At 77.0% G+C, this 18,590-nt stretch carries 13 protein-coding genes; 4 read left to right on the top strand and 9 right to left on the bottom strand.

The features are described from left to right. Nucleotides 1-65: 65 nt before the first annotated feature. Complete coding sequence (gene treS / locus KDL28_RS00910) at nt 66-2,282, bottom strand: maltose alpha-D-glucosyltransferase (protein WP_252435191.1); 2,217 nt, start codon at nt 2,280-2,282, stop codon at nt 66-68. A 483-nt stretch (nt 2,283-2,765) separates the two neighbouring features. On the opposite strand from treS, the gene KDL28_RS00905 reads away from it, so the two are divergent. Then, a complete protein-coding gene (locus KDL28_RS00905; protein ID WP_252435190.1) occupies nt 2,766-3,758 on the top strand; it encodes a LacI family DNA-binding transcriptional regulator in 993 nt (330 codons plus the stop codon). A gap of 16 nt (nt 3,759-3,774) precedes the next feature. On the opposite strand, the gene KDL28_RS00900 is transcribed toward KDL28_RS00905, so the two are convergent. Beyond that, a complete protein-coding gene (locus KDL28_RS00900) occupies nt 3,775-5,316 on the bottom strand; it encodes a hypothetical protein (RefSeq protein ID WP_252435189.1) in 1,542 nt (513 codons plus the stop codon). 475 nt (nt 5,317-5,791) lie between these two features. Between KDL28_RS00900 and KDL28_RS41230 the strand changes: the two genes are divergently transcribed. Beyond that, nucleotides 5,792-8,200 (top strand): putative bifunctional diguanylate cyclase/phosphodiesterase, encoded by a 2,409-nt coding sequence (locus KDL28_RS41230; RefSeq protein ID WP_252435188.1) that lies wholly within the window; start codon nt 5,792-5,794, stop codon nt 8,198-8,200. Between the two features lie 12 nt (nt 8,201-8,212). Here KDL28_RS41230 and KDL28_RS00890 read toward each other — a convergent pair whose 3' ends face one another. Beyond that, the gene (locus KDL28_RS00890) at nt 8,213-9,709 is read right to left on the bottom strand and encodes a PAS domain S-box protein (protein WP_252435187.1); all 1,497 of its coding nucleotides are present in this window, start codon (nt 9,707-9,709) and stop codon (nt 8,213-8,215) included. A 325-nt stretch (nt 9,710-10,034) separates the two neighbouring features. Between KDL28_RS00890 and KDL28_RS00885 the strand changes: the two genes are divergently transcribed. Both KDL28_RS00885 and KDL28_RS41225 read left to right on the top strand, forming a co-directional pair. Continuing rightward, entirely contained in the window at nt 10,035-10,268 is a 234-nt protein-coding gene (locus KDL28_RS00885; RefSeq protein WP_252435186.1) for a hypothetical protein, read from the top strand. Between the two features lie 8 nt (nt 10,269-10,276). Next, the gene (locus tag KDL28_RS41225; protein WP_252435185.1) at nt 10,277-10,963 is read left to right on the top strand and encodes a helix-turn-helix transcriptional regulator; all 687 of its coding nucleotides are present in this window, start codon (nt 10,277-10,279) and stop codon (nt 10,961-10,963) included. Here KDL28_RS41225 and KDL28_RS00875 read toward each other — a convergent pair. From KDL28_RS00875 to KDL28_RS00850, 6 genes are all read right to left on the bottom strand, one after another. Next, nucleotides 10,956-12,998, bottom strand: a complete 2,043-nt coding sequence (locus KDL28_RS00875) for a glycoside hydrolase family 3 N-terminal domain-containing protein (protein WP_252435184.1) — start codon at nt 12,996-12,998, stop codon at nt 10,956-10,958. The genes KDL28_RS41225 and KDL28_RS00875 overlap by 8 nt on opposite strands. A gap of 105 nt (nt 12,999-13,103) precedes the next feature. After that, on the bottom strand, nt 13,104-15,131 hold the full coding sequence (locus KDL28_RS00870) for a glycoside hydrolase family 3 N-terminal domain-containing protein (RefSeq protein ID WP_252435183.1): 2,028 nt from the start codon (nt 15,129-15,131) through the stop codon (nt 13,104-13,106). Further along, nucleotides 15,128-16,147: a branched-chain amino acid ABC transporter permease gene (locus tag KDL28_RS00865; RefSeq protein ID WP_252435182.1), complete on the bottom strand. Its 1,020-nt coding sequence runs from the start codon at nt 16,145-16,147 to the stop codon at nt 15,128-15,130. Before KDL28_RS00865 ends, KDL28_RS00870 begins: the two co-directional genes overlap by 4 nt. Beyond that, nucleotides 16,144-17,013 (bottom strand): branched-chain amino acid ABC transporter permease, encoded by an 870-nt coding sequence (locus KDL28_RS00860; protein ID WP_252435181.1) that lies wholly within the window; start codon nt 17,011-17,013, stop codon nt 16,144-16,146. Before KDL28_RS00860 ends, KDL28_RS00865 begins: the two co-directional genes overlap by 4 nt. A 59-nt stretch (nt 17,014-17,072) precedes the next feature. Next, nucleotides 17,073-17,795, bottom strand: a complete 723-nt coding sequence (locus KDL28_RS00855) for an ABC transporter ATP-binding protein (protein ID WP_252435180.1) — start codon at nt 17,793-17,795, stop codon at nt 17,073-17,075. Continuing rightward, nucleotides 17,792-18,583 carry an ABC transporter ATP-binding protein gene (locus KDL28_RS00850; RefSeq protein ID WP_252435179.1) on the bottom strand — a complete coding sequence of 264 codons (792 nt, stop codon included), beginning with the start codon at nt 18,581-18,583 and terminating at the stop codon, nt 17,792-17,794. The genes KDL28_RS00855 and KDL28_RS00850 overlap by 4 nt, the downstream gene beginning before the upstream one ends. Nucleotides 18,584-18,590: the final 7 nt, after the last annotated feature.

Here is an 18,590-nt window from a genome sequence, read left to right as displayed (position 1 = left end):
GGGTGGACCCCCCGGCCGGCCCGGGGGTGGGGGCGGCGGGGCGGCGCGCCCCCCCCGACGGTAGCTCAGGCCCGACCGGCCTCCGGGCGCCGGACCAGCAGGGCGTGGCCCTGGTGCGGTTCCAGCACCACCGGCACGCCGTGCCCGGCGTCGACGGTGGCGACCCGGCGCTCGGTGAACATGTCGGTCACCTCGGCGCCCGGGGGCAGGTGCGCGGAGGTCACCGAGGTGCTGATGGGGCGGTCGCTGAAGTTGAGCACCGACAGGTGCAGCTGCTCCGGGTCGGGCAGCTCGTGCACCAGCACCAGCAGGCCGGGGTCGGGCACGTCGGGGACGTCGACCTGGGAGCCGGTGGGGATGCCGTAGCGGTCGCGCACCGCCAGGATCGCCTGCAGCTGGCGGGCGAAGCTGGTCTCGTCGGCCAGCTGCTCGGGCAGCGGGCCGTAGAGCGAGCGCCCGCGCGGGATCCCGGCGGGCGAGCGGGTGGCGTCCGGGGCCACGCCCATGAGGTCGTGCGCCGAGCGGTGGATCCACCGGGTGTCGCCGTGCTCGAGCAGCGTGGCGACCTCGGAGGGGTGCAGGGTCAGCATCCCGCAGAGGTCCCAGCCCGACAGCGCGAAGACCCCCGGCTGCAGCGCGTTGAACATGGCCAGCAGCAGGTGCACGCGCATGATGCGGGCCCTCGCCTCGTCGTCGACGGCGTCGAGGTCGGCGAGGCCGAGGGTGGCGGCGATGACGGTCGCGGTGGTGCACGCGATCCCGTTGGTGGTGAAGATCAGGTTGTACGCCGCGGCCGGGCCGGTGAGCCGCTCGCACAGGTCGCGGCGCACGGTGTCGGCCAGCTCGGCGCCGGTGACCGCGCGCCCGCGGAAGGTGTAGACGTCGTCGCGGTGACCGGTGGACCAGTGCACCAGCTCGTAGGTGAGCTCGTCGTGGTTCTGCAGGGCGTGCACCAGCGAGGCCGGGTCGACCCCCAGCTCCAGCGAGGTGCGCAGGGTCAACCGCAGGAACTCGGTGTCGCCGGTGGCCAGCGCGTGGTGGTAGGCGGGCCGGTTGACGAAGTCGTAGGACAGGTCGGCCCCGGTCTGCGCGGTGGCCCGGATGTCGTCGATGGTGAGGTTGAGCTCCTGGAAGGTGAACCCGCCCAGCTTGCGCACCATCGAGCCGATCAGGTGGTTGGCCGCCTCGGACAGCGGGTGGCCCTCCGACCAGCCAGGTAGACCCTCGGCGCTCTTCTCCACCCCGAGGAAGCCGTTGGCGTCCAGGCGCAGCGCACCCGCGCCCAGGTCGGCCAGCGAGTGCAGGGCGTCGCCGATCACCAGCCGCATCCCGGCGAAGGACGGGTCGAGCCAGTTGATCGAGGGCTGGCCGTCCTTGAAGTAGTGCAGGTAGACCCACCGGCGCTCGAGGCCGTCCGCGCCGACCACGGGCGCGGTGGCGCTCCAGTTGGTCTCCTTGATCCCCTCCGCGTAGAAGATCACCCGCTGCAGCCTGCCGATGATGTATCCGGCCTTCTCCAACTGCTCCTCGGTGGACGGGTCGATGTTGACCGAGTCGTGCCCGGGCGGGACCTCGGGCAGGATCACCCAGTCCTCCGGCTCGATCTCGATCATGTGGTAGATGCCGGGGTAGTCGCCGTAGTTCATCTCGGCGAGCCGGAAGTCCGCACCCTTGCCGGTGTGGCCGGGCACGATGTCGTCGATGACGGTGCCGCCGAACCAGGTGGCCATGCCGACCATCGCGCGGTACTCGGCCTCGGTGCCGAACGCCGGGTCGATCTCGGTGCTCATCCGGTCGAAGTGGCCGTCCACGCTGGGCGTGGTGCGCCAGCCGGTGATCCCGCCCGCGCGCTTGACCGGCCCGGTGTGCACGGCGTGGATGCCGATCGTGGCGAACGCCTCCCAGAGCGCCTCGTCGGCCAGCGCGGCCAGGAACGACTCGCCGGGGCGGGTGATGAACGACAGCGGGTAGGCGGTGAACCAGACCGGGGCGGCCTCCACGGCGATCCGCGGGCTCGGGTTGGCGAACGGGTTCTGCCACATCGTGGCCTGCCCGGAGAACTGCCGGCTGATCTCGTTGGCGTCGGCCAGCATGGACTGCCCCAGCAGCCAGGAGACGTAGATCGGGTTCGCGCCGACCGGCTCGCCGTCGGTGGAGGCCGACCGGCGCCGGGTGAACGGCGCCTTGACCCGGGCGCGGTGGCGCAGGCTGCGCGGGCGGGCCGGATGGAAGTGCTCGGCGTAGGTGATCTCGCTCGGCTCGTGGGGCTGGTCGTCCGGCATGTCTTACTCCGTGCGAGAAACGCCGTGCGGGCGCGACCGGACGGCGGGGGGTCCGGGGCGGCACGTGGGTGGGTGGCGGCACCGTCGGCGCCACCGGGATTTCGCCGATCATCATTTCCCGGTCCGGACGCCCGTTCGCCGTCGACCCGCCGTCCGTGTGCGCGTCGTCGGCAGGGGGTCAGGCGCCGCGCCCGGTGGTCGCCCGACCGGGTCGGCGCGCGCCTGCTACGCGCCCGCGGGGCGGCCGGACCGCGGGGGAGCGGTCGGCCGCGGGCGCCGGTCAGCCGGTGGTCGGCCGTCCCCCGCGCGGTCCCGCCGGTCGGCGCGGAGGGAGGACCGTCCGCCGTGGTGGGCGCACCCGCCCGTGGGCGGCGTCGTTGCGCTGTCTGGGTCTGCGCGGTATCGGGTCGCGGCGGGGTCGGGGTCGCGTGGTAGGACTGGCGCGGGGGTCGGAGGGGGTGCCGGCTCCGATCGGGGGCGGGGATGGAGCGGCGGCGCACCGCGGTGACACTGGAGGACGTGGCCCGGGCGGCGGGGGTGTCGCGGGCCACCGCGTCGCGCGCGCTCCTGGAGGACGGGCCGGGCTCGACACCGGCCCGGGCCAGGGTGCGGGCGGTCGCGGAGGGCATGGGCTTCCGCCCCGACCCGACGGCCCGCGCGCTGGCCGGTGGAGCCGGTACGCGGGTGGTGATCGCCGTGCTCGGCGAGTCCCGCGCGGCGATCGAGAACTGCGAGTACGTCGGCCGGGCGCTCAGCGCGGCCGCCTCGGCGGCCGACCGGCACGGCGTGGGGGTGTCGCTGCGGTGGGCGCCCGTGCACGACCGGGGGCTGCTGCCCGGGCTCGCCGCCGAACGCGGCGTGCACGGCGTGGTTCTGGTCAACACGACCTGGCCGGTGCTCGAGTCGATGCCGGCCGACCTGCGCGGGCGGGTGGTCTCCATCGGCATCGGCGGCGGCGACATGCCCTCGGTCGACGTCGACAGCCTGGCCGGCTCCACGGCCGTGCTGCGCCACATGTGCGCCTCCGGGCGCAGGCGGGTGGCGATGATCCAGCCGCCGGCCTGGCTGCCCTGCGCGCGCCGGTTGACCCTGGCCTACCGGCACGTGATGGCCGGGGAAGGGCGCCCCGAGCGGTTGGTCGCCGGCGGGTTCGACCTCGACAGCGGCCGCCGGGGCGCGGCCGAGGTGATGGCCCGCTGGCCGGACACCGACGCGATCTTCGCCGCCTGCGACGAGGTGGCCTTCGGCGCCATGGCCACGCTGCGCTCGCTGGGCGTGCGCGTGCCCGGCGACGTGGCCGTGGCCGGGTTCGACGACGTGCCGGCGGCCGCGCTGGGCCCGCTGTCGCTGACCACGGCCAGCCACCCCGTCGAGCGGATCTACGCCGCCGCCGTCGAGGCGCTGCTCGGGTCGCCGGGCGCGATGGCGCCGCGCACGCTGCTGCCCTCGGAGCTGGTGCTGCGCGAGAGCGCCTGACGCCCGCCGGCTCGGCTCAGCCCAGCCCGAGCAGCCCGGTGACCGGTGCGGTCACCGGCTCCACGGCTCGGGCCACCGGGGCGACCAGCGGCGCGACGGGTGCGGCGGCGGTCTCGGCCGCCTCCGCGACCGGTTCGGTGACGGGCCGCAGCGCCGAGGTGACCGGCTCGACCACCGGGGTCACCGGTTCGGTCGCGATGGCCACGAGCTCACCGGCCGGTTCCACCACGGGTCGCGCCGCGGCCGCGAGCGGCTGCGCGACGGGCTCGACGACCGTCTCGGCGGTCGTTTCGGCCACGGCGGCCACCGGCTCGGTCACCGGGGCCAGGGCCTGGGCGGCCGGTGCGACGACCGCTCGCGTGGCCCCGCCGACGAGCTCGCCGGCCGGCTCGGCCACGGGGGCGACGACCGCGGTGGCGACGGCGCCGGTCGCGGCGGCCACCGGCTCGGTGACCGGTCGCAGGGCCTGCGCGGCGGGCTCCACCACGGCGTCGGAGACGAGCCCGGTCCCGGCGTCGAGGACATCGCCGACGGGGCGGGCGACCTCGCCGACGGGCGCGGCGACGGTCGTCGCGACGCCGCCGAGCACGTCGCGCACCGGGTTCCCCTCCTGAGGGGCGCCCGGCGTCGACGGGGTGCCGGGGCCCTGCGGGGTGCCGGGGCCCTGCGGGGTGCTCGGCGGGCCCGTCGGTGGCGTAGCCGGCGGCGCGGTGGGCGGCCCGGTCGGCGGCCCGGTCGGCGGCGACTCCGGGGCGGGGCCACCCGGTGCGCCGGGTCCGGCGCCCGGGCCGGTGCCGGGATCCGGCCCGGGAACCCCGCCGAGTCCCGGTGCGGGTCCTGGTGCGGGGGCCGGCGCGGGCGCGCTCGGGGCCGCCCCGGGTCCGGACGGACCGGGCGGCCCGAGCACGTCGACGGCGACCGCACCGACCGGGCGACCCGGGTCCGCGGCCGGCAGGTCGACGGCGCCGGCACCGCGCGGGAGCGGGATGGCGGCCAGTGCGGGGACCTCCGCGGCCGGACGCGGCACCGCCCCGAGCCCTCCGCCGGCCGCGGCGGGAGTCGTGGCCAGCGCGGCGAGCGCCCGACCGCCGGCCACCGGGAGGTCGGCGGCCGAGCGCTGAGCGGGCAGGGCGAGGGGCGCCACCACGGCGGCGGCCAGCGCGATCGGGGGCTCCACCGCGGTCCCGCGGAGCGCGTCGGCCCCCGTCGGTGGTGCGGTCCCCGCCCCGGAGGGGACGGCGGGGGCGGTGTCGCGCGCCTCGATGTCCGGGCGCAGGTGCTGCAGGTCGCTGAGCACGGCCGGGCCGAGCACGGCGGTCGCGGTGAACAGCACCCCGGCGGCCCCGGTGGCCCGCCGGAACCGCGTGCCGCCGGGGGTGGGGGCGGCGGGGACCGGCACCGGGCGGGAGTGGCCGCGCGGGAGCAGCGGCCGGTCGGCCGCGCGCCGCGCCCGTCCTTCGCGGCGCAGCAGCGCGCCCACCGAGACGGGGGCGGCGGGGCAGGGCGGCCCGGGCGGGGCGGCCGGTCGGTAGCGGGCGATCAGCTCGTGGACCGTCACCGGGTGGGTCTGGCCGTGGTGGGCGGCGGATCGACGACGATCGGACATGTCCACGGTCGGTGACCCCTCTCCGAGACGTGCGTTCAGCGGGCGGTGGCGGCTCACTTACTACTTGTGTTGGAGCGGTCACCGCCAGATGTCATTCGTCCGTTCGTCGCTACTCACCCGTTCAGCGCAGACAGCGTCTCGGCGCAGGCGGACGACCGGTAGGCGCCCCGTCAACTGGTGCATTACTCTGTTCGGGTGTACTACAGTAGTCAAATTGTCCGTAAACCGTGCGGCGTTACAGCCGCATCGGCACCGTGATCTGCACCGCTGCGACCACGGAGGGTGAGCAGGGCTACTCTGCCTGCCCGAATGGGCGGACGGTGTCGGGGACTGTGATGCGGGTGCTCGGCGTCCGATCGGTCTAGTGCACGTGCCGCTCTGAGTGGCTCGGTCAGCTCCGGGTGGCCGGGGACGGGAGAGGCTGGGAGTGGGACTCGACGGCTCGCCGGACGACGGCCCGACCGCCGCGTGCGCGCGACCGGTGGGGCCCGCGCGCGTCTGGGCCGCGCTGCGCCGCCCGCGCGGCCTGGTCGAGCAGGCCCGGTGGCTGTTCACGCTGAGCGCGGTGCTCTCGTTGCTGTCCACACTGCCCAAGCCCGTGCTGACGATGGACCCCGACGGGCTCGCCGTGGTCGCGGTGGCCGTCGTCGTCCTCATCGGGGCGTGGGTGCGGCGCTACCGCACCCGCCACGACGCGCTCCCGCTCGACGTGCTGGAGGCCGGGGCGCTGACGGCGATCGCCGCGGTGTTCCCGAACCCGACGGCCGTGTGGATCTTCACCTTCGCCGCGGTCTGGCTGCGGGCGCTCTACGGGACGGCACTGCGGGCCGTGCTGTACTGCGCGCTGGTCCCGGCCGGCGTGCTGGCCGCGGTCCCGCTGTGGGCCGACCTCTACGGCGGCGACGCCGCGGCCGAGGCGCTGAGCATGGCCCTGCCGATCCCGGCCCTGTGCTTCACCATGCTGGTGGCGCGGTCGCTGGCGCGCAGCCTGTTCGCCAGGGACCAGGCCCAGCAGCGCGACGCCGCGCTGGTGGAGCTGGGCAGGCGGCTGATCGGGCCGACCGACGGCGTGGCGATCGACCGCGAGGCCCGCCGCGTCGTCACGGCCATCTGCGCGGCGACGCCGGGGCTGTGCGCGATGCTGATGCGCGGCGAGCCGGGCGGGCTGCGGGTGCTGGCGCGCTCGGGGCCCTGCGGCGAGGAGGCCGGCCTGCTGCCGCGGTCGGTGCTGCCCGCGGGGGTGGCGCTGAACGAGGTCGCGCCCTGCGCCGACGACGCCGCGATGGCGCGGCTGGTCGGCTTCGCGGGTCAGTGGCTGTTCATGCCGGTGGCCGGCGGTCCCGACCGCTGGTTCGCGATGGGGTCGGCGGACAGGGTCCCGGGTGACGCGGTCGTGGCGGTGCGGTCGGTGGGCAACCAGATCGCGCTGGCCCTGCGCACCAGCGAGGCCCACCGCGACCTCACCGCGCAGGCGCTGGTCGACCCGCTGACCGGGTTGGCCAACCGCTCGGCGTTCACCGCCGCGCTGGCGGCCCAGCGCGACGCCCCCGACCGGCGCTTCGCGCTGCTGTTCCTCGACCTCGACGACTTCAAGGTCGTCAACGACGGCCTGGGCCACGCCGCGGGCGACGAGCTGCTGCGCCACGTCGCCACGCGGCTCGGCCGGGCGGTGCGCCCGCAGGACCTGTGCGCCCGCCTCGGCGGCGACGAGTTCGCCGTGCTGCTGCCCGACTCCGACGACACCGCGCTCGCGGTCGCCCAGCAGCTGGTCCGGCTGCTGGCCGCGCCGGTGTCGGTCAACGGGCGGCTGGTGCACGTCGGGGTGAGCATCGGGCTGGCCTTCGCGACCGCGGGCGTCTCGCCCGACGAGCTGCTGCGCCACGCCGACGCCGCGATGTACGCGGCCAAGGCCGCCGGGAAGAACCGGGTGCGCGTCTTCGACGCCGGCCTGCTCGGCGACGACGACCGCGCCGACTTCGAGGCCGAGCTGGCCGCGGCGGCCGACGCCGGCCAGCTCGAGGTGCACTACCAGCCGATCGTGTCGGTCTCCCGGGGGCACCCGGTGGCGGTGGAGGCCCTGGTGCGCTGGCGGCACCCCACCCGGGGCCTGCTGCCGCCGGGGGAGTTCGTGCCGGCCGCGGAGCGCAGCGGGGCGATCGTCGGCATCGGGGCGCACGTGCTGCGCCGGGCGTGCGCGGAGGCGGCGGGGTGGAGCGGTCCGGGCGGCCCGCTGGCCCTGCACGTGAACGTCTCGGCCGCGCAGCTGACCGAGGCGCCGTTCCTGGACGCCGTGCGCTCCTGCATCGCCGACTTCGCGCTGGCGCCGGGGCGGCTGGTGCTGGAGGTGACCGAGAGCATGGTGCTCGACTCGCCTGCCATCGAGGACGCCCTCGACCGGCTCATCGAGCTGGGCGCGGCCATCGCGATCGACGACTTCGGCACCGGCTACTCGGCGCTGAGCACCCTGCGCACGCTGCCGCTGGACATCGTCAAGATCGACCGCTCGTTCCTGGCCGGGTGCCCGGGCCGGGCAGCCGACGAGGCCGTGGTGGAGGCGATCATCGAGGTCGCCGGGCGGCTGGGTCTGACCGTCGTCGCCGAGGGCGTGGAGCGGGTCGAGCAGCAGGGCTTCCTGCGCGCGGTCGGGGCGCACGCGGCCCAGGGCTACCTGCACCTGCGCCCGGCGCCGGCCGAGGAGTTCGCCCGGTGGCTGCATGGGTGCAGCGGCAACGGGGCGGTCGAGCTGCTGCACCCGCCCGTGAGGGCCGCGGTCCGCGGCGCGGGCGGGCGCTGGGGCACGGTCGCCCCGCCACCCGCCCCGCGGCGCACCGGCTGAGCGCCCGCCGGCTCAGCCCGCGCCTTCGGTGCGCTCGTCGGGCTGCTGCGGCTCGGCCACCCGCGGCGGCCACACCGCCGGGTGCAGGATGCCCAGCGCGTAGGCCCGGGCGATGAGCGCCGCGCTGTTGGCCGGGGCGCCACCCGGGCCGTCGGCGCGCAGCTTGTGCCGCAGCCGGGTGATCCGGTAGTCCACCCCGCGCCGGCTCATGCCCAGGTCGGTGGCGATCTGCTGCAGGCTCGCGCCGGCCGCGAGCCGCTCCAGGACGGCGGCCTCCCCGGCCGAGGGCATGCTGCGGGCGGGCACCGTGACGGTCTCGGCGTCGGCGGCGAGGGGGGCGACGAGCCCCAGCCCGAGCGCCGGGGCGCCCTCCCGGGTGCGCACCAGCGTGACGGTCAGCCGGGCCGGGCGCTGGCGGCCCTCCGCGCTGCGCACCGTGACGGTCAGGTCGTAGCGGCTGCGCCGCCCGGCCACGAGCTCGGCCCACAGCGGGTCGTGGCGCTCCACGTCGGCGGCGGTCAGCGCGATGTCGATCGGCTGGCCGCGCACCTGCTGCGGGGTGCGCCCGGTGAGCCGCAGGGCGGCCGGGTTGGCGTCGACGACGCGCGCGTCCGGCGCGAGCAGCAGCACCCCGATATCGGCGGCGTTGAACAGCGCCCGGAAGCGCTGCTCGGAGTCGGCCAGCTCGCGGCGGGCCCGCTCCAGCGCGGTGACGTCGACGAAGACCTCGCCCACGCCGGGCCCGCCGTCCTCGGTGGGCAGCGCGAACACGTGGCCGTGCAGGTCGACGAGGTGGCCGTCGGGGTGGGGGATGCGGCCCTGCCAGACGCGCGACGCGCCGGACTCGCGCACCCGCCTGCCCGTGTCGAGCAGGTCGGCGACGTCGCTGTCGTCGGCGCCGGGCAGGTCGGGCCGCGGCCGGTAGCCGACGACGTCGGCCAGGCCCACGCCGAACGTGCGCAGGAACGCGGGGTTGGCCTGGGTGATGCGGTCGTCCGCGTCGCGCACGTCGATGACGGCGGGGGAGTTGTCCACGAGCCGGCGGAACTTCTCCTCGGCGACCTCGGCGCGCCGCCCGGCCCGCTCGGCGTCGGTGACGTCCAGGACGAGGGCGACGGCGCCGCCGGGCTCGCCGCCGTCCGCGCGCAGCGGGCCGGTCCACTGGTCGAGCCGGGCGCCGTCGGGACGGCGGCACTGCGCGCGGGCCTGCTCGCCGCCGAGCGCGATGCGCAGCGGCGCGATGCACGGGTGGTCGGGGTCGTCGGTCCCGAACGCCTCCCCGGCGCTGCGACCGATGAGCGTCCGGGCGTCGGGGTGGCCGGTGGCCTCGCCCGCCGCCCAGGTGATGCGCAGGTCGGCGTCGGTGACCAGCACCAGCAGGGGGGCGGTGTCGAGCACGCGGGCCAGTGCGGCCGCGGCGTCCGGGCCGAGCCCGCGGGACGGGCCGGCGCCCCCGCCGGTGGTGCGGACCCGACCGGTGCCGCGACCGTTGTCGATCCCGGTCGTCATGCGGGCGGCACCGGGCCGGTGGTCTGGTCGCCGTGGCGGCGCGTCACCGCGGCCACGGTCGAGCGGACGGTCATCGGAACTCCTGTGGCGGAGCGTGGTGGGGGAGGGGATCGACCGTATCCGCTCCGTGACGGGACGCGATACAGAGCACAAGCTGTTCACTCGGACGCACTAGTGATCGGTTCAGCAGGTGCGCGAACAGGCGTACGTTGTGGCTCTGGCGCGCGGTGAGTGCAGATGCACATGCATTCGTTCGTGCAGAGATCGTGAACGTTGGCATGCTCGGCGCACGGACGACCGGGCCCGGCCGGAAAGGGGAGCAGTGGTGGTGCCACGCGGAGAGAAGCGCTCGCGACCGCGGGCCAGTGCCTTCGCCGACGAGCTGGCCCCGATGGTGGGGGTCTGGTTGCGCCTGCTCAACGCCCACGTGCCCGACGCCTCCGGCCGCTGCCGGGCCTGCACCGCCGGTGGGACCGGGGTGCCCAGCGAGCCGTGGCCGTGCGTCATCCGCGGGATGGCCGAACTGGCCCGGATCAGCCACTCGGCCGGCGCCGCATGATGACCGGGGTGGGGCTCGGGGTCGAACGCGGCTCGCCGCCCGCGGGTGCCGAGACGTTCGTGCTGCGCCGGGTCCTGCTGGTGCACCCCGACCCGACCCAGCGCGCCCTGGTCACCGCCCAGCTGCACGAGTTCGGCGCGGTCCAGGTGCTGGAGGTCGGCGACCTCGCCGAGGCCCGCACCGCCGCCCGCTCACCGGGCGCGCGCGACCTGGCCGTGCTGGGTTGCGACCCCGGCGACCCCGAGTTCAGCAGCCTGCTCGCCGAGCTCGACGGCCAGGGCTGGTACCGCGTGGTCGTGGTGATGCCGGGGGGCGGCACCCGCCAGATCGTCTCGGCGCTGCTGGCCGGGGCCACCGGGGTCCTGACCGCGCCCGGCCCCGCCCCGGCCGACGGGGCCGCCCCGGGCACCGGCGCGCGCACCTGGAACGGTGCCGACGAACCGGAGGCGGGCCCCCGCCCGCCGGGCGTGCGCTACGTGCCCGACCTGCGCGGGATGCCGCGCGCGCTGACCCACCGCGAGCAGGAGATCCTGCAGCTCGCCGCGAACGGGCACCCCAACCGGGAGATCGCCGAGGAGCTCGGGCTGTCCCCGCTGACGATCAAGAGCCACCTCGGCCGGATCGGGCGCAAGCTGGGCTCGGGCGACCGGGCCCAGCTGGTGCTGCTGGCCCTGCGGGCCGGCGCCATCAGCTGAGGCGCGCCCCCCGCGCGGGGGGCGGGCGGTCGTCGGGCAGCACGACCAGCTCGGCGGCGAGCAGGACGTCGCGCGCCGACCTCCCGACCAGCACGTCGAACACCCCCGGCTCGACGATCCGGCGCATCCCGCGGTCCCAGATCGCGAACCGGTCCGCGGGCAGCAGCAGCCGCACGTCGCGCCCCTCGCCGGGGGCGAGGCCGATCGAGCTGAACGCGGCCAGGGACTGGTCGGGCCGGACCACCGAGGCGACCCGGTCGCGCACGTAGACCTGGACCACCTCGCGGCCGGGCAGCGCTCCGGCGTTCTGCACCCGGCAGGACACCTGCACCGTCTCCCCGGCCCGCACCCGCTCCGGCCCGACCAGCAGGCCGGAGTACTCGAAGGCGGCGTAGGAGCGGCCGTGCCCCAGCGGCGTGCCCACCCCGCGGCCCGCGCCCAGCGACACCGGCAGCCGGCCAGAGGGGGTGCGGGCACCGGTCAGCATGTCGGCGACCCGCTCCGCGGTGGCCGGGCCCGCTCCGCAGCACCACAGCACGCCCGAGAGCGTGGCCAGCACCGGCTCCAGCCCGTCCAGGCGCGGGCCGGTGAGCAGCAGCACGCAGCCCAGCCCGGCCGCGGCGAGCCGGGTGATCTCGGCGGTGGCCTGCGCGGGCGGGCCAGCGCTGACCACGATCACCGGCTCGCCCCGGCGCGCCGGGACGAGCTCGGTCACCGGGACGGTCGTGCGGCGGGGCGCGAGGTGGCGGCGCAGGGCCGCGGCCAGCGCGTCCGCGGGGCCGGGTCCGGGCAGCGCGACGACCGCGCACCGGCCGTGGCGCAGCGGCAGCAGCCGGCGCGGGTCCGACAGCAGCACCGCGCCGCCGGTGACGGTGGCGTCGAGCAGCTTCTCGTCGGGCGGCGGCACGGCCGGGGCGCCCGCGGCCGCCACGGTCCGCCCGGTGGCGTCGGTCGGCGCGGTGGCGGCCCGCGGGAAGGGGTCCTCGAACAGGCCCAGCCGGAACTTCAGGCCCAGAACGGCGGCCACGGCGTCGTCGAGCTGCCACTCCGGCAGCCCGCCGCGGCGCACCAGCTCCAGGAGCCGCTCCGCGGCCTGGCGCGGGCCGTCGGTACCGGTGGCGCCGGTTTCGACGGCGGTGGGGCAGACGGCGTCCACCCCGGACTCCACGGCCAGCGCCAGCGCCGCCGTAGGCGACGCGGCGACGCGGTAGGGCTCGTGCAGCCCGGCGACACCGGCCCGGTCGCCGAGCACGGCGCCGGTGAAGCCCCACTCGCCGCGCAGCACGGTGCGCAGCAGCCACGGGTCGGCGTGCGCCGGCACCCGCCCGTTGGCGGTGGCCGCCGGCACCACGGCGGCGACCCCGGCCAGCACGGCGGCCCGGGCGGGCGGGAGCAGCCTGCTGCGCAGCATCCGCTCCCCGACGGTCGCATCCGCGTCGGTGCCCAGCCCGAGCACGGCCCCGCCGACCTCCCCGCCCTCCTGCAGGCCCTGCACGTGGGCCGCGGTCAGCTCGGCGGCCAGCAGCGGGTCGCCGCCGAAGCGGTCCGGGCCGGGCTCGGTCCCGGCCGGGACGCTCACGACCGGCCCGAGCACGAGCCGGACGCCGAGCGCCCTGGCCCGTCGCGCGACGGCCCCGGCGACCCGGCGCACCAGCGCGGTGTCCCAGCCGGCGGCCAGTCCGAGCGGCGGCGGGAACGGCTCCTGTCCGGGCAGTGGGGCGGCCATCACCGGTAGCGCCGGGATGCCCGGCGCGGTGCCGGTCAGCGCGTGGCGCTGGGCGTCGCGCACGGCGCGGGCCACCGCGTCCGGGTCGGTGCCGGTGACGCGCAGCAGCCCCGCGGCGACGTTCTCGGCGGGCGCGGCGCCGTCCTCGAGCGCCAGCAGCGCGCCGCGCGGGGCGTCCGCGGTCGGGCCCAGCTCGGCCGTGACGACCTGGGCGGCCTTCTGGGCCAGCGACATCCGGGCCAGGAGGTCGCGGGTGCGGTGGGCGGGTGGTGCGCCGGGGTCCCGGTACACCGCCGCGGGCCCGCCCAACGTCCGTCCCTCCCCGACACACCGGCCGACACCGCCGACCGCGCCGTCAACGTCAGACGACGCCGATCGACGCTAACAGGCTGGGAAGATCCGGGCCCGCGGGCCTCACCCGAACGGCGTGACCGACTGCTCCGAGCGGGAGTGTCCGGCGGTCGGGGGCTCGGGCAGCACGGCCGTCGTCCGGCCCGACAGCCGGATGTCGGTGGCCGAACGGCCCACCAGCACCTCGAACTCGCCCGGCTCCACCGCGCGGCGCATGCCCCGGCCCCAGACGGCGAAGCGCTCGACCGGCACGCTGACCTCGACCCGCACCGCGGCGCCCGCGGGCACCCGCACGGCGGTGAACCCGCCGAGGCCGCGCTCGGGCGTGGTCACCGAGGCGATCCGGTGGCGCAGGTAGACCTGCACGACCTCCTTGCCGTCGCGGCGGCCGGTGTTGGTGAGCAGGCAGCCGACGCGCAGGGGCGCCCCGCCCGCGGGCAGCCGCGCCGGCAGCTCGAGGTCGGAGTACGCGAAGCCGGTGTAGCCCGAGCCGTGGCCCAGGGGCAGGTGCCCGCCCGCGCCCGGTCCCACCGGCATCCGGCCGCCGGGCTCGGCGGCTCCGCTCAACACGGCCGCGAGCGTGCCGGCCCACTCGGCCACGCCCTCCCAGCACAGCAGCAGCGCGGTGGGGCGCTCCAGCAGTTCGGCGACGCCCCCGGTCGAGCCGCCGGTCAACACGGCCACGACCGGCCGTCCGGTCGCGGCCTCGGCGACCGCGCGCAGGCGGGCGGTCGGGCGGTGCTCCGGCAGGAGGGCGACCAGCGTCTCCGCCCCCTCGGGCGGGTCGTCGGCGATGTCGAGCGCCACGGCCGCCCCGGGCAGCGCCGCGGCCAGCCTGCGGGCCAGCAGGGCGGCGCCGGGCAGGTCGGGAGGGGCCCACAGCCGCACCCCGCCCGACCCGCGCAGCGGCAGCACGCCGGTGGGGTCGGCGAGCAGCACCATCGACTCGACGGCGGCCCGGTCGGCCAGCTCCGCGGCAGCGGCGACCCGCGCCGGCCGCTCGTCCGGGTCGGGGGGCAGCGGGCGCGCCCACAGCCCGAGCCGCCACTTGAGCCGCAGCAGCGCGGCCACCGCCTCGTCGACGAGCCACTCCGGCAGCGAGCCGCGCCGGACCATCCCGGTGATCCGCTCCCCGCGCACGTCGGGGTGGGTGGCGATGAGCGAGGCGTCCACCCCGGACTCCCAGACCATCGCCCTGGCCGCGTCCAGGTCCTCGGCGACGCGGTGGCGGTGCACCAGCGCGGCCACCGCGCCGGGCGCGGCCAGTACCGGGCCGGCGAACTCCCACTCGTCGCGCAGCAGGGTGCGCAGCAGCGCGTCGTCGACGTGCGCGGGCAGCCCGTCGTTGCCGCCGTGGGTGGGCACGACCATGGCCACACCGGCCCGGACGGCGGCCTCGGCCGGCACGAGCACCTCGGCGCGCAGGGTGCGCCGGTCGAGGTCGGTCATCACCGCGGTGTCCGGCGACCGGCCGACGCCGCCGAACCCGGTGGCCGCCGCGGCCACGTGCTCGGCGTCGATCAGGTCGGGGTCGGGGCCCTGCGCCCCCCGCACGTGCGCCGCGACCAGCTCGGCGGCCAGCACCGCCGAGCCGCCGAAGCAGCCGCTCATCCGCGCGGTGTCGGGTCCGACGGCCAGCGCCACCGCGGGCGCGAGCTGCCCGACGACGCCGCCCGCCCGCAACTGCGCCGCGGCGGCCGCGGCGATGGCGCCGACCAGCTCCCGGTCCCAGCCCGCGGCCCGGGCCATCGGCGGGGGGAAGCGGGTCGCCCCGCGCGGCTCGGCCAGCGCGACCGGCAGCGCCGGGATGCGCATGCGGGTGCGGGTGGTCAGCTCCAGCTGCAGCCTGCGCACGGCCCGGTTGGACTCGGCCGCGGTCATCGCGGGCACGGCGAGCACACCGGGGGGCATGTCCAGCAGGCCGGGGGCCAGCTCGGTGTCGGCCGCCGGGAGCAGGGTGCCGACCAGCTGGCCGATCTTCTCGCCCAGCGTCATGTGCTCGAGCAGCGCGGTGATGAACGGCTCGGGCCGCTCGTCCGGCCCGGGCACCGCGACGACCGGGCCGCGCCGGGGGGACGGCGCTGGGCTCACCGGTCCTGCCGCAGGCGGTGGCCGGTGGGCAGCAGCCGCACGTCGCGGTGCAGCGTGACCAGCCCCCACAGCCCGCGCCGGGCCAGCAGCGCCGCGGCGATCGCGACCGCGCCGAGCACCACCAGGTACCAGGCCCCGTACGGCGCGAGCAGCTGCTGGATCGCGAAGAACACCACGGCGCCCAGCACCGGGCCCTCGATGGTGCCCAGCCCGCCGATCACCACCATGAAGATCATGAAGGCCGACCACTGCACGCTGTAGACCGAGTCGGGCTGCACGCGCAGCGAGTCGACCGCGATCAGCGCGCCGGCCAGCCCGCAGCCGGCCGCGGCGACCACGAAGACGATCCGCTTGGCCGACCGCACGCGCACGCCCAGCGTGGCCGCCGCGGTCGGCTCGTCGCGGATCGCGGTGAGCGCGAGGCCCAGCCGCGAGCGCATCAGCAGGTAGACCCCGCCGATCGCGACGACCACCGCGGCCAGGGCGCACCAGTAGGTGATCGCGCCGCGCAGCACCGGGGGGACGGCCGACAACCCGGTCACCGAGGCGCCCGATCCGGCGCCGACGGCCCGGAACTCCACGGTCACCAACCGGTAGACCTCGGCGACCACCCAGGTGCCGATCGCGAAGTAGCCGCCGTGCAGCCGGAAGACCAGCAGCGCCGTCGGCAGCGCCAGCACGGCCGCGGCGACCATCGCCAGCACCAGGCCCAGGTAGGGGTTGACGCCGAACAGGTCGGCGACGAGCACCGCGTAGGCGCCCAGGCCGATGAAGCCCTGCTGCCCGACCGAGATCATGCCCCCGTAGCCGGCCAGCAGGTTCCACATCGTGGCCAGCAGGACCAGCGTGAACAGGTCGACCAGCAGCCGGGTGACGTTCGGCGCGGCCAGGTAGGGCAGCGCGGCCAGCAGGAGCACCACGGGCAGCGCGACCACCGCCGCCACCCGCGACGCCGCCGTGGTCCGGCTGACCCGCGGCGCGGTCGTCGGCGCCGGGGTCGTCGGCACGTCGGTCATCGCAGCTCCTTGCGCCGCAGCAGGCCGCTGGGCCGGGCGGCCAGCACGACCAGGAACACCAGGTGCCCGGCCAGCACCCCGTAGCTCGGCTGGATCTGGGCCCCGACGGCCTGGGCGACGCCGAGCACCAGCCCGCCCAGCAGGGTGCCCCACAGCGAGCCCAGCCCGCCGATGATCACCGCCTCGAAGGCGAAGATCAGCAGCTGCGGGCCGAGGGTGGGGGTGAAGGTGCCGCGCATCCCGTAGAAGACCCCGGCGAGCGCGACGGTGGCCAGCGCGATCGCCGTGGCGATCGCGTAGACCCTGCGGTCGTCCAGGCCCATCAGCGCGGCGGTCTCCGGGTCGTCGCTGGTGGCCCGCATCGCCCGGCCGATCGGGGTGCGGGCCAGCACGACCTGCAGGCCGGCCAGCACCGCCACCGCGACCACCAGCGTGCTCAGCGCCAGCCAGCCCACGGCCAGGCCGTCGCCCAGCTGCAGGCTCGCGGTGCCGAACTCCCCGGCCGGCAGCGAGCGGGTGTCCGCGGAGAAGGTCTGCAGCAGCGCGTTCTGCAGCACGATCGACAGGCCGAAGGTGACCAGCAGCGGGGCCAGCTCACCGCCCTGCAGGCTGCGGTGCAGCAGCGCCCGCTGCAGCACGAAGCCCAGCAGCGCCATCACCGGCACCACCACGACCAGCGAGACCAGTGGGTTCACCCCGAGCGTCCCGGTGGCCACGACGGCGAGGAAGGCGGCCAGGACCGTCAGGTCGCCGTGGGCCAGGTTGACGATCCGCAGGACGCCGAAGACCAGCGAGAGCCCGCAGGCGAACAGGGCGTAGACCCCGCCGAGCAGCAGGCCCTGCACGATGGCGTTGACCCAGGTCACAGTTCAGTTCCGATCCCAGTCCCGGTCCCAGTCCCGTTCACAGCCCCACGTCCCGTGCCTCACTTGCCGAAGTAGGCCGCGGTGACCGCGGCCGCGGTGACCTGCGAGGCCGCGCCGGTGAGCGCCGTGCGCCCGGCCCGCAGGCACAGCACCCGACCGGCCAGCCGCAGCGCCGCGCCGACGTCCTGCTCGACGACGAGCATCGCCATCCCGGACGCGGCGATGGTGCCCAGCGCGGCGTAGAGCTGCTCGACGACCACCGGGGCCAGCCCGAGCGAGACCTCGTCGAGCAGCAGGACCCGCGGCTCGGCCATGAGCCCGCGGCCGATGGCCACCGCCTGCTGCTCACCGCCCGAGAGTGCCCCGCCCGGCCGGTCGCGCAGGCGCCCGACGTTGGGGAACAGGTCGTAGACCGCGTCCAGCGACCAGCGCCGCTCGCCGTCGCGGGAGCGCCCCGCCGCGGCGCTCGCCGCGATCAGCAGGTTCTCCCGCACCGTCAGGCTGGGGAAGAGCTTGCGGCCCTCGGGGACGAGGCTGACGCCCATCCGGGCCCGGCGGTGGGCCGGTACGCCGCGCAACTCGACGCCGTCGAGCTCGACGTGCGCGCCGGCCGGTTGGGCCACCAGCCCGGCGATCGCCCGCAGCAGCGTGCTCTTGCCCGCCCCGTTGGCCCCGATGACGGCGACGGCCTCCCCGGCGTCGACGTCGAGCTCGATGCCCGACAGCGCCTGGAAGTGGCCGTAGTAGGCGTCGAGGTCGCGGACCCGCAGCAGCGCACTCACGGGCGCTCTCCCGGCTCCGCGGCGGGCAGGCCCTCGCCCGCCGCCGGGACCGCGGTCACCCCGCCCAGGCCCTCGACGCTGGAGCCGAGGTAGACCTCGCGGACGGCCGGGTCGTCCAGCACCGCCGCCGGCTCGCCCTCGGCCAGCACCGCGCCCTGGGCCAGGCACAGCATCCGGTCGGCCACCTCCAGCAGCGCGTGCACGATGTGCTCGATCCAGATCACCGCCGTGCCGCCGTCGCGGACCTCGCGCACGATGGCGATCAGCTCCGGCAGCTCGGCGTCGGTGAGCCCGCCGGCGATCTCGTCGAGCAGCAGCAGCCGGGGGGCGCAGGCCAGCGCCCGCGACAGCTCGAGGCGCTTGCGGTCGAGCAGCCGCAGGTCGCCGGCCAGCTCGTTGGCCCGGTGCAGCAGCCCGGTGCGCTCCAGGCACCCCACCGCGGAGCGGTGCGCGGCCCCGGCCGACAGCCCGGCCCCGTGCACCGCTCCGACCAGCACGTTCTCGAACACGGTCATGCCGGAGAACGGGCGCGGCGTCTGGTGGGTGCGCCCGACGCCCGCCCGGCACCGCTGGGCGGCCGAGGCGCGCGTGACGTCCCGGCCGTCCAGCTCGATGCGCCCGGCGTCGGCGGCCAGCACGCCGTCGAGCAGGTTGAGCAGCGTGGTCTTGCCCGCCCCGTTGGGTCCCACGACCCCCAGCGCCGTGCCCGCCCCGACCTGCAGGGAGACGTCGTCGACGACGGTCAGGCCGCCGAACGAGCGCGACAGGCCGTGGACCGAGAGGATCACGTCCGGA

Origin of the sequence: Pseudonocardia humida (assembly GCF_023898865.1) — a bacterium.
Taxonomy (GTDB): domain Bacteria; phylum Actinomycetota; class Actinomycetes; order Mycobacteriales; family Pseudonocardiaceae; genus Pseudonocardia; species Pseudonocardia humida.
The sequence above is the reverse complement of the archived record's forward strand: the minus strand, read 5'-3'. Positions and strand labels throughout refer to the sequence as shown.

Coding starts and splice junctions, on each gene's coding strand:
- KDL28_RS00865 (WP_252435182.1), bottom strand. CDS start 16,147: ATGACCGACGTGCCGACGACCCCGGCGCCGACGACCGCGCCGCGGGTC.
- treS (WP_252435191.1), bottom strand. CDS start 2,282: ATGCCGGACGACCAGCCCCACGAGCCGAGCGAGATCACCTACGCCGAG.
- KDL28_RS00890 (WP_252435187.1), bottom strand. CDS start 9,709: ATGACGACCGGGATCGACAACGGTCGCGGCACCGGTCGGGTCCGCACC.
- KDL28_RS00905 (WP_252435190.1), top strand. CDS start 2,766: ATGGAGCGGCGGCGCACCGCGGTGACACTGGAGGACGTGGCCCGGGCG.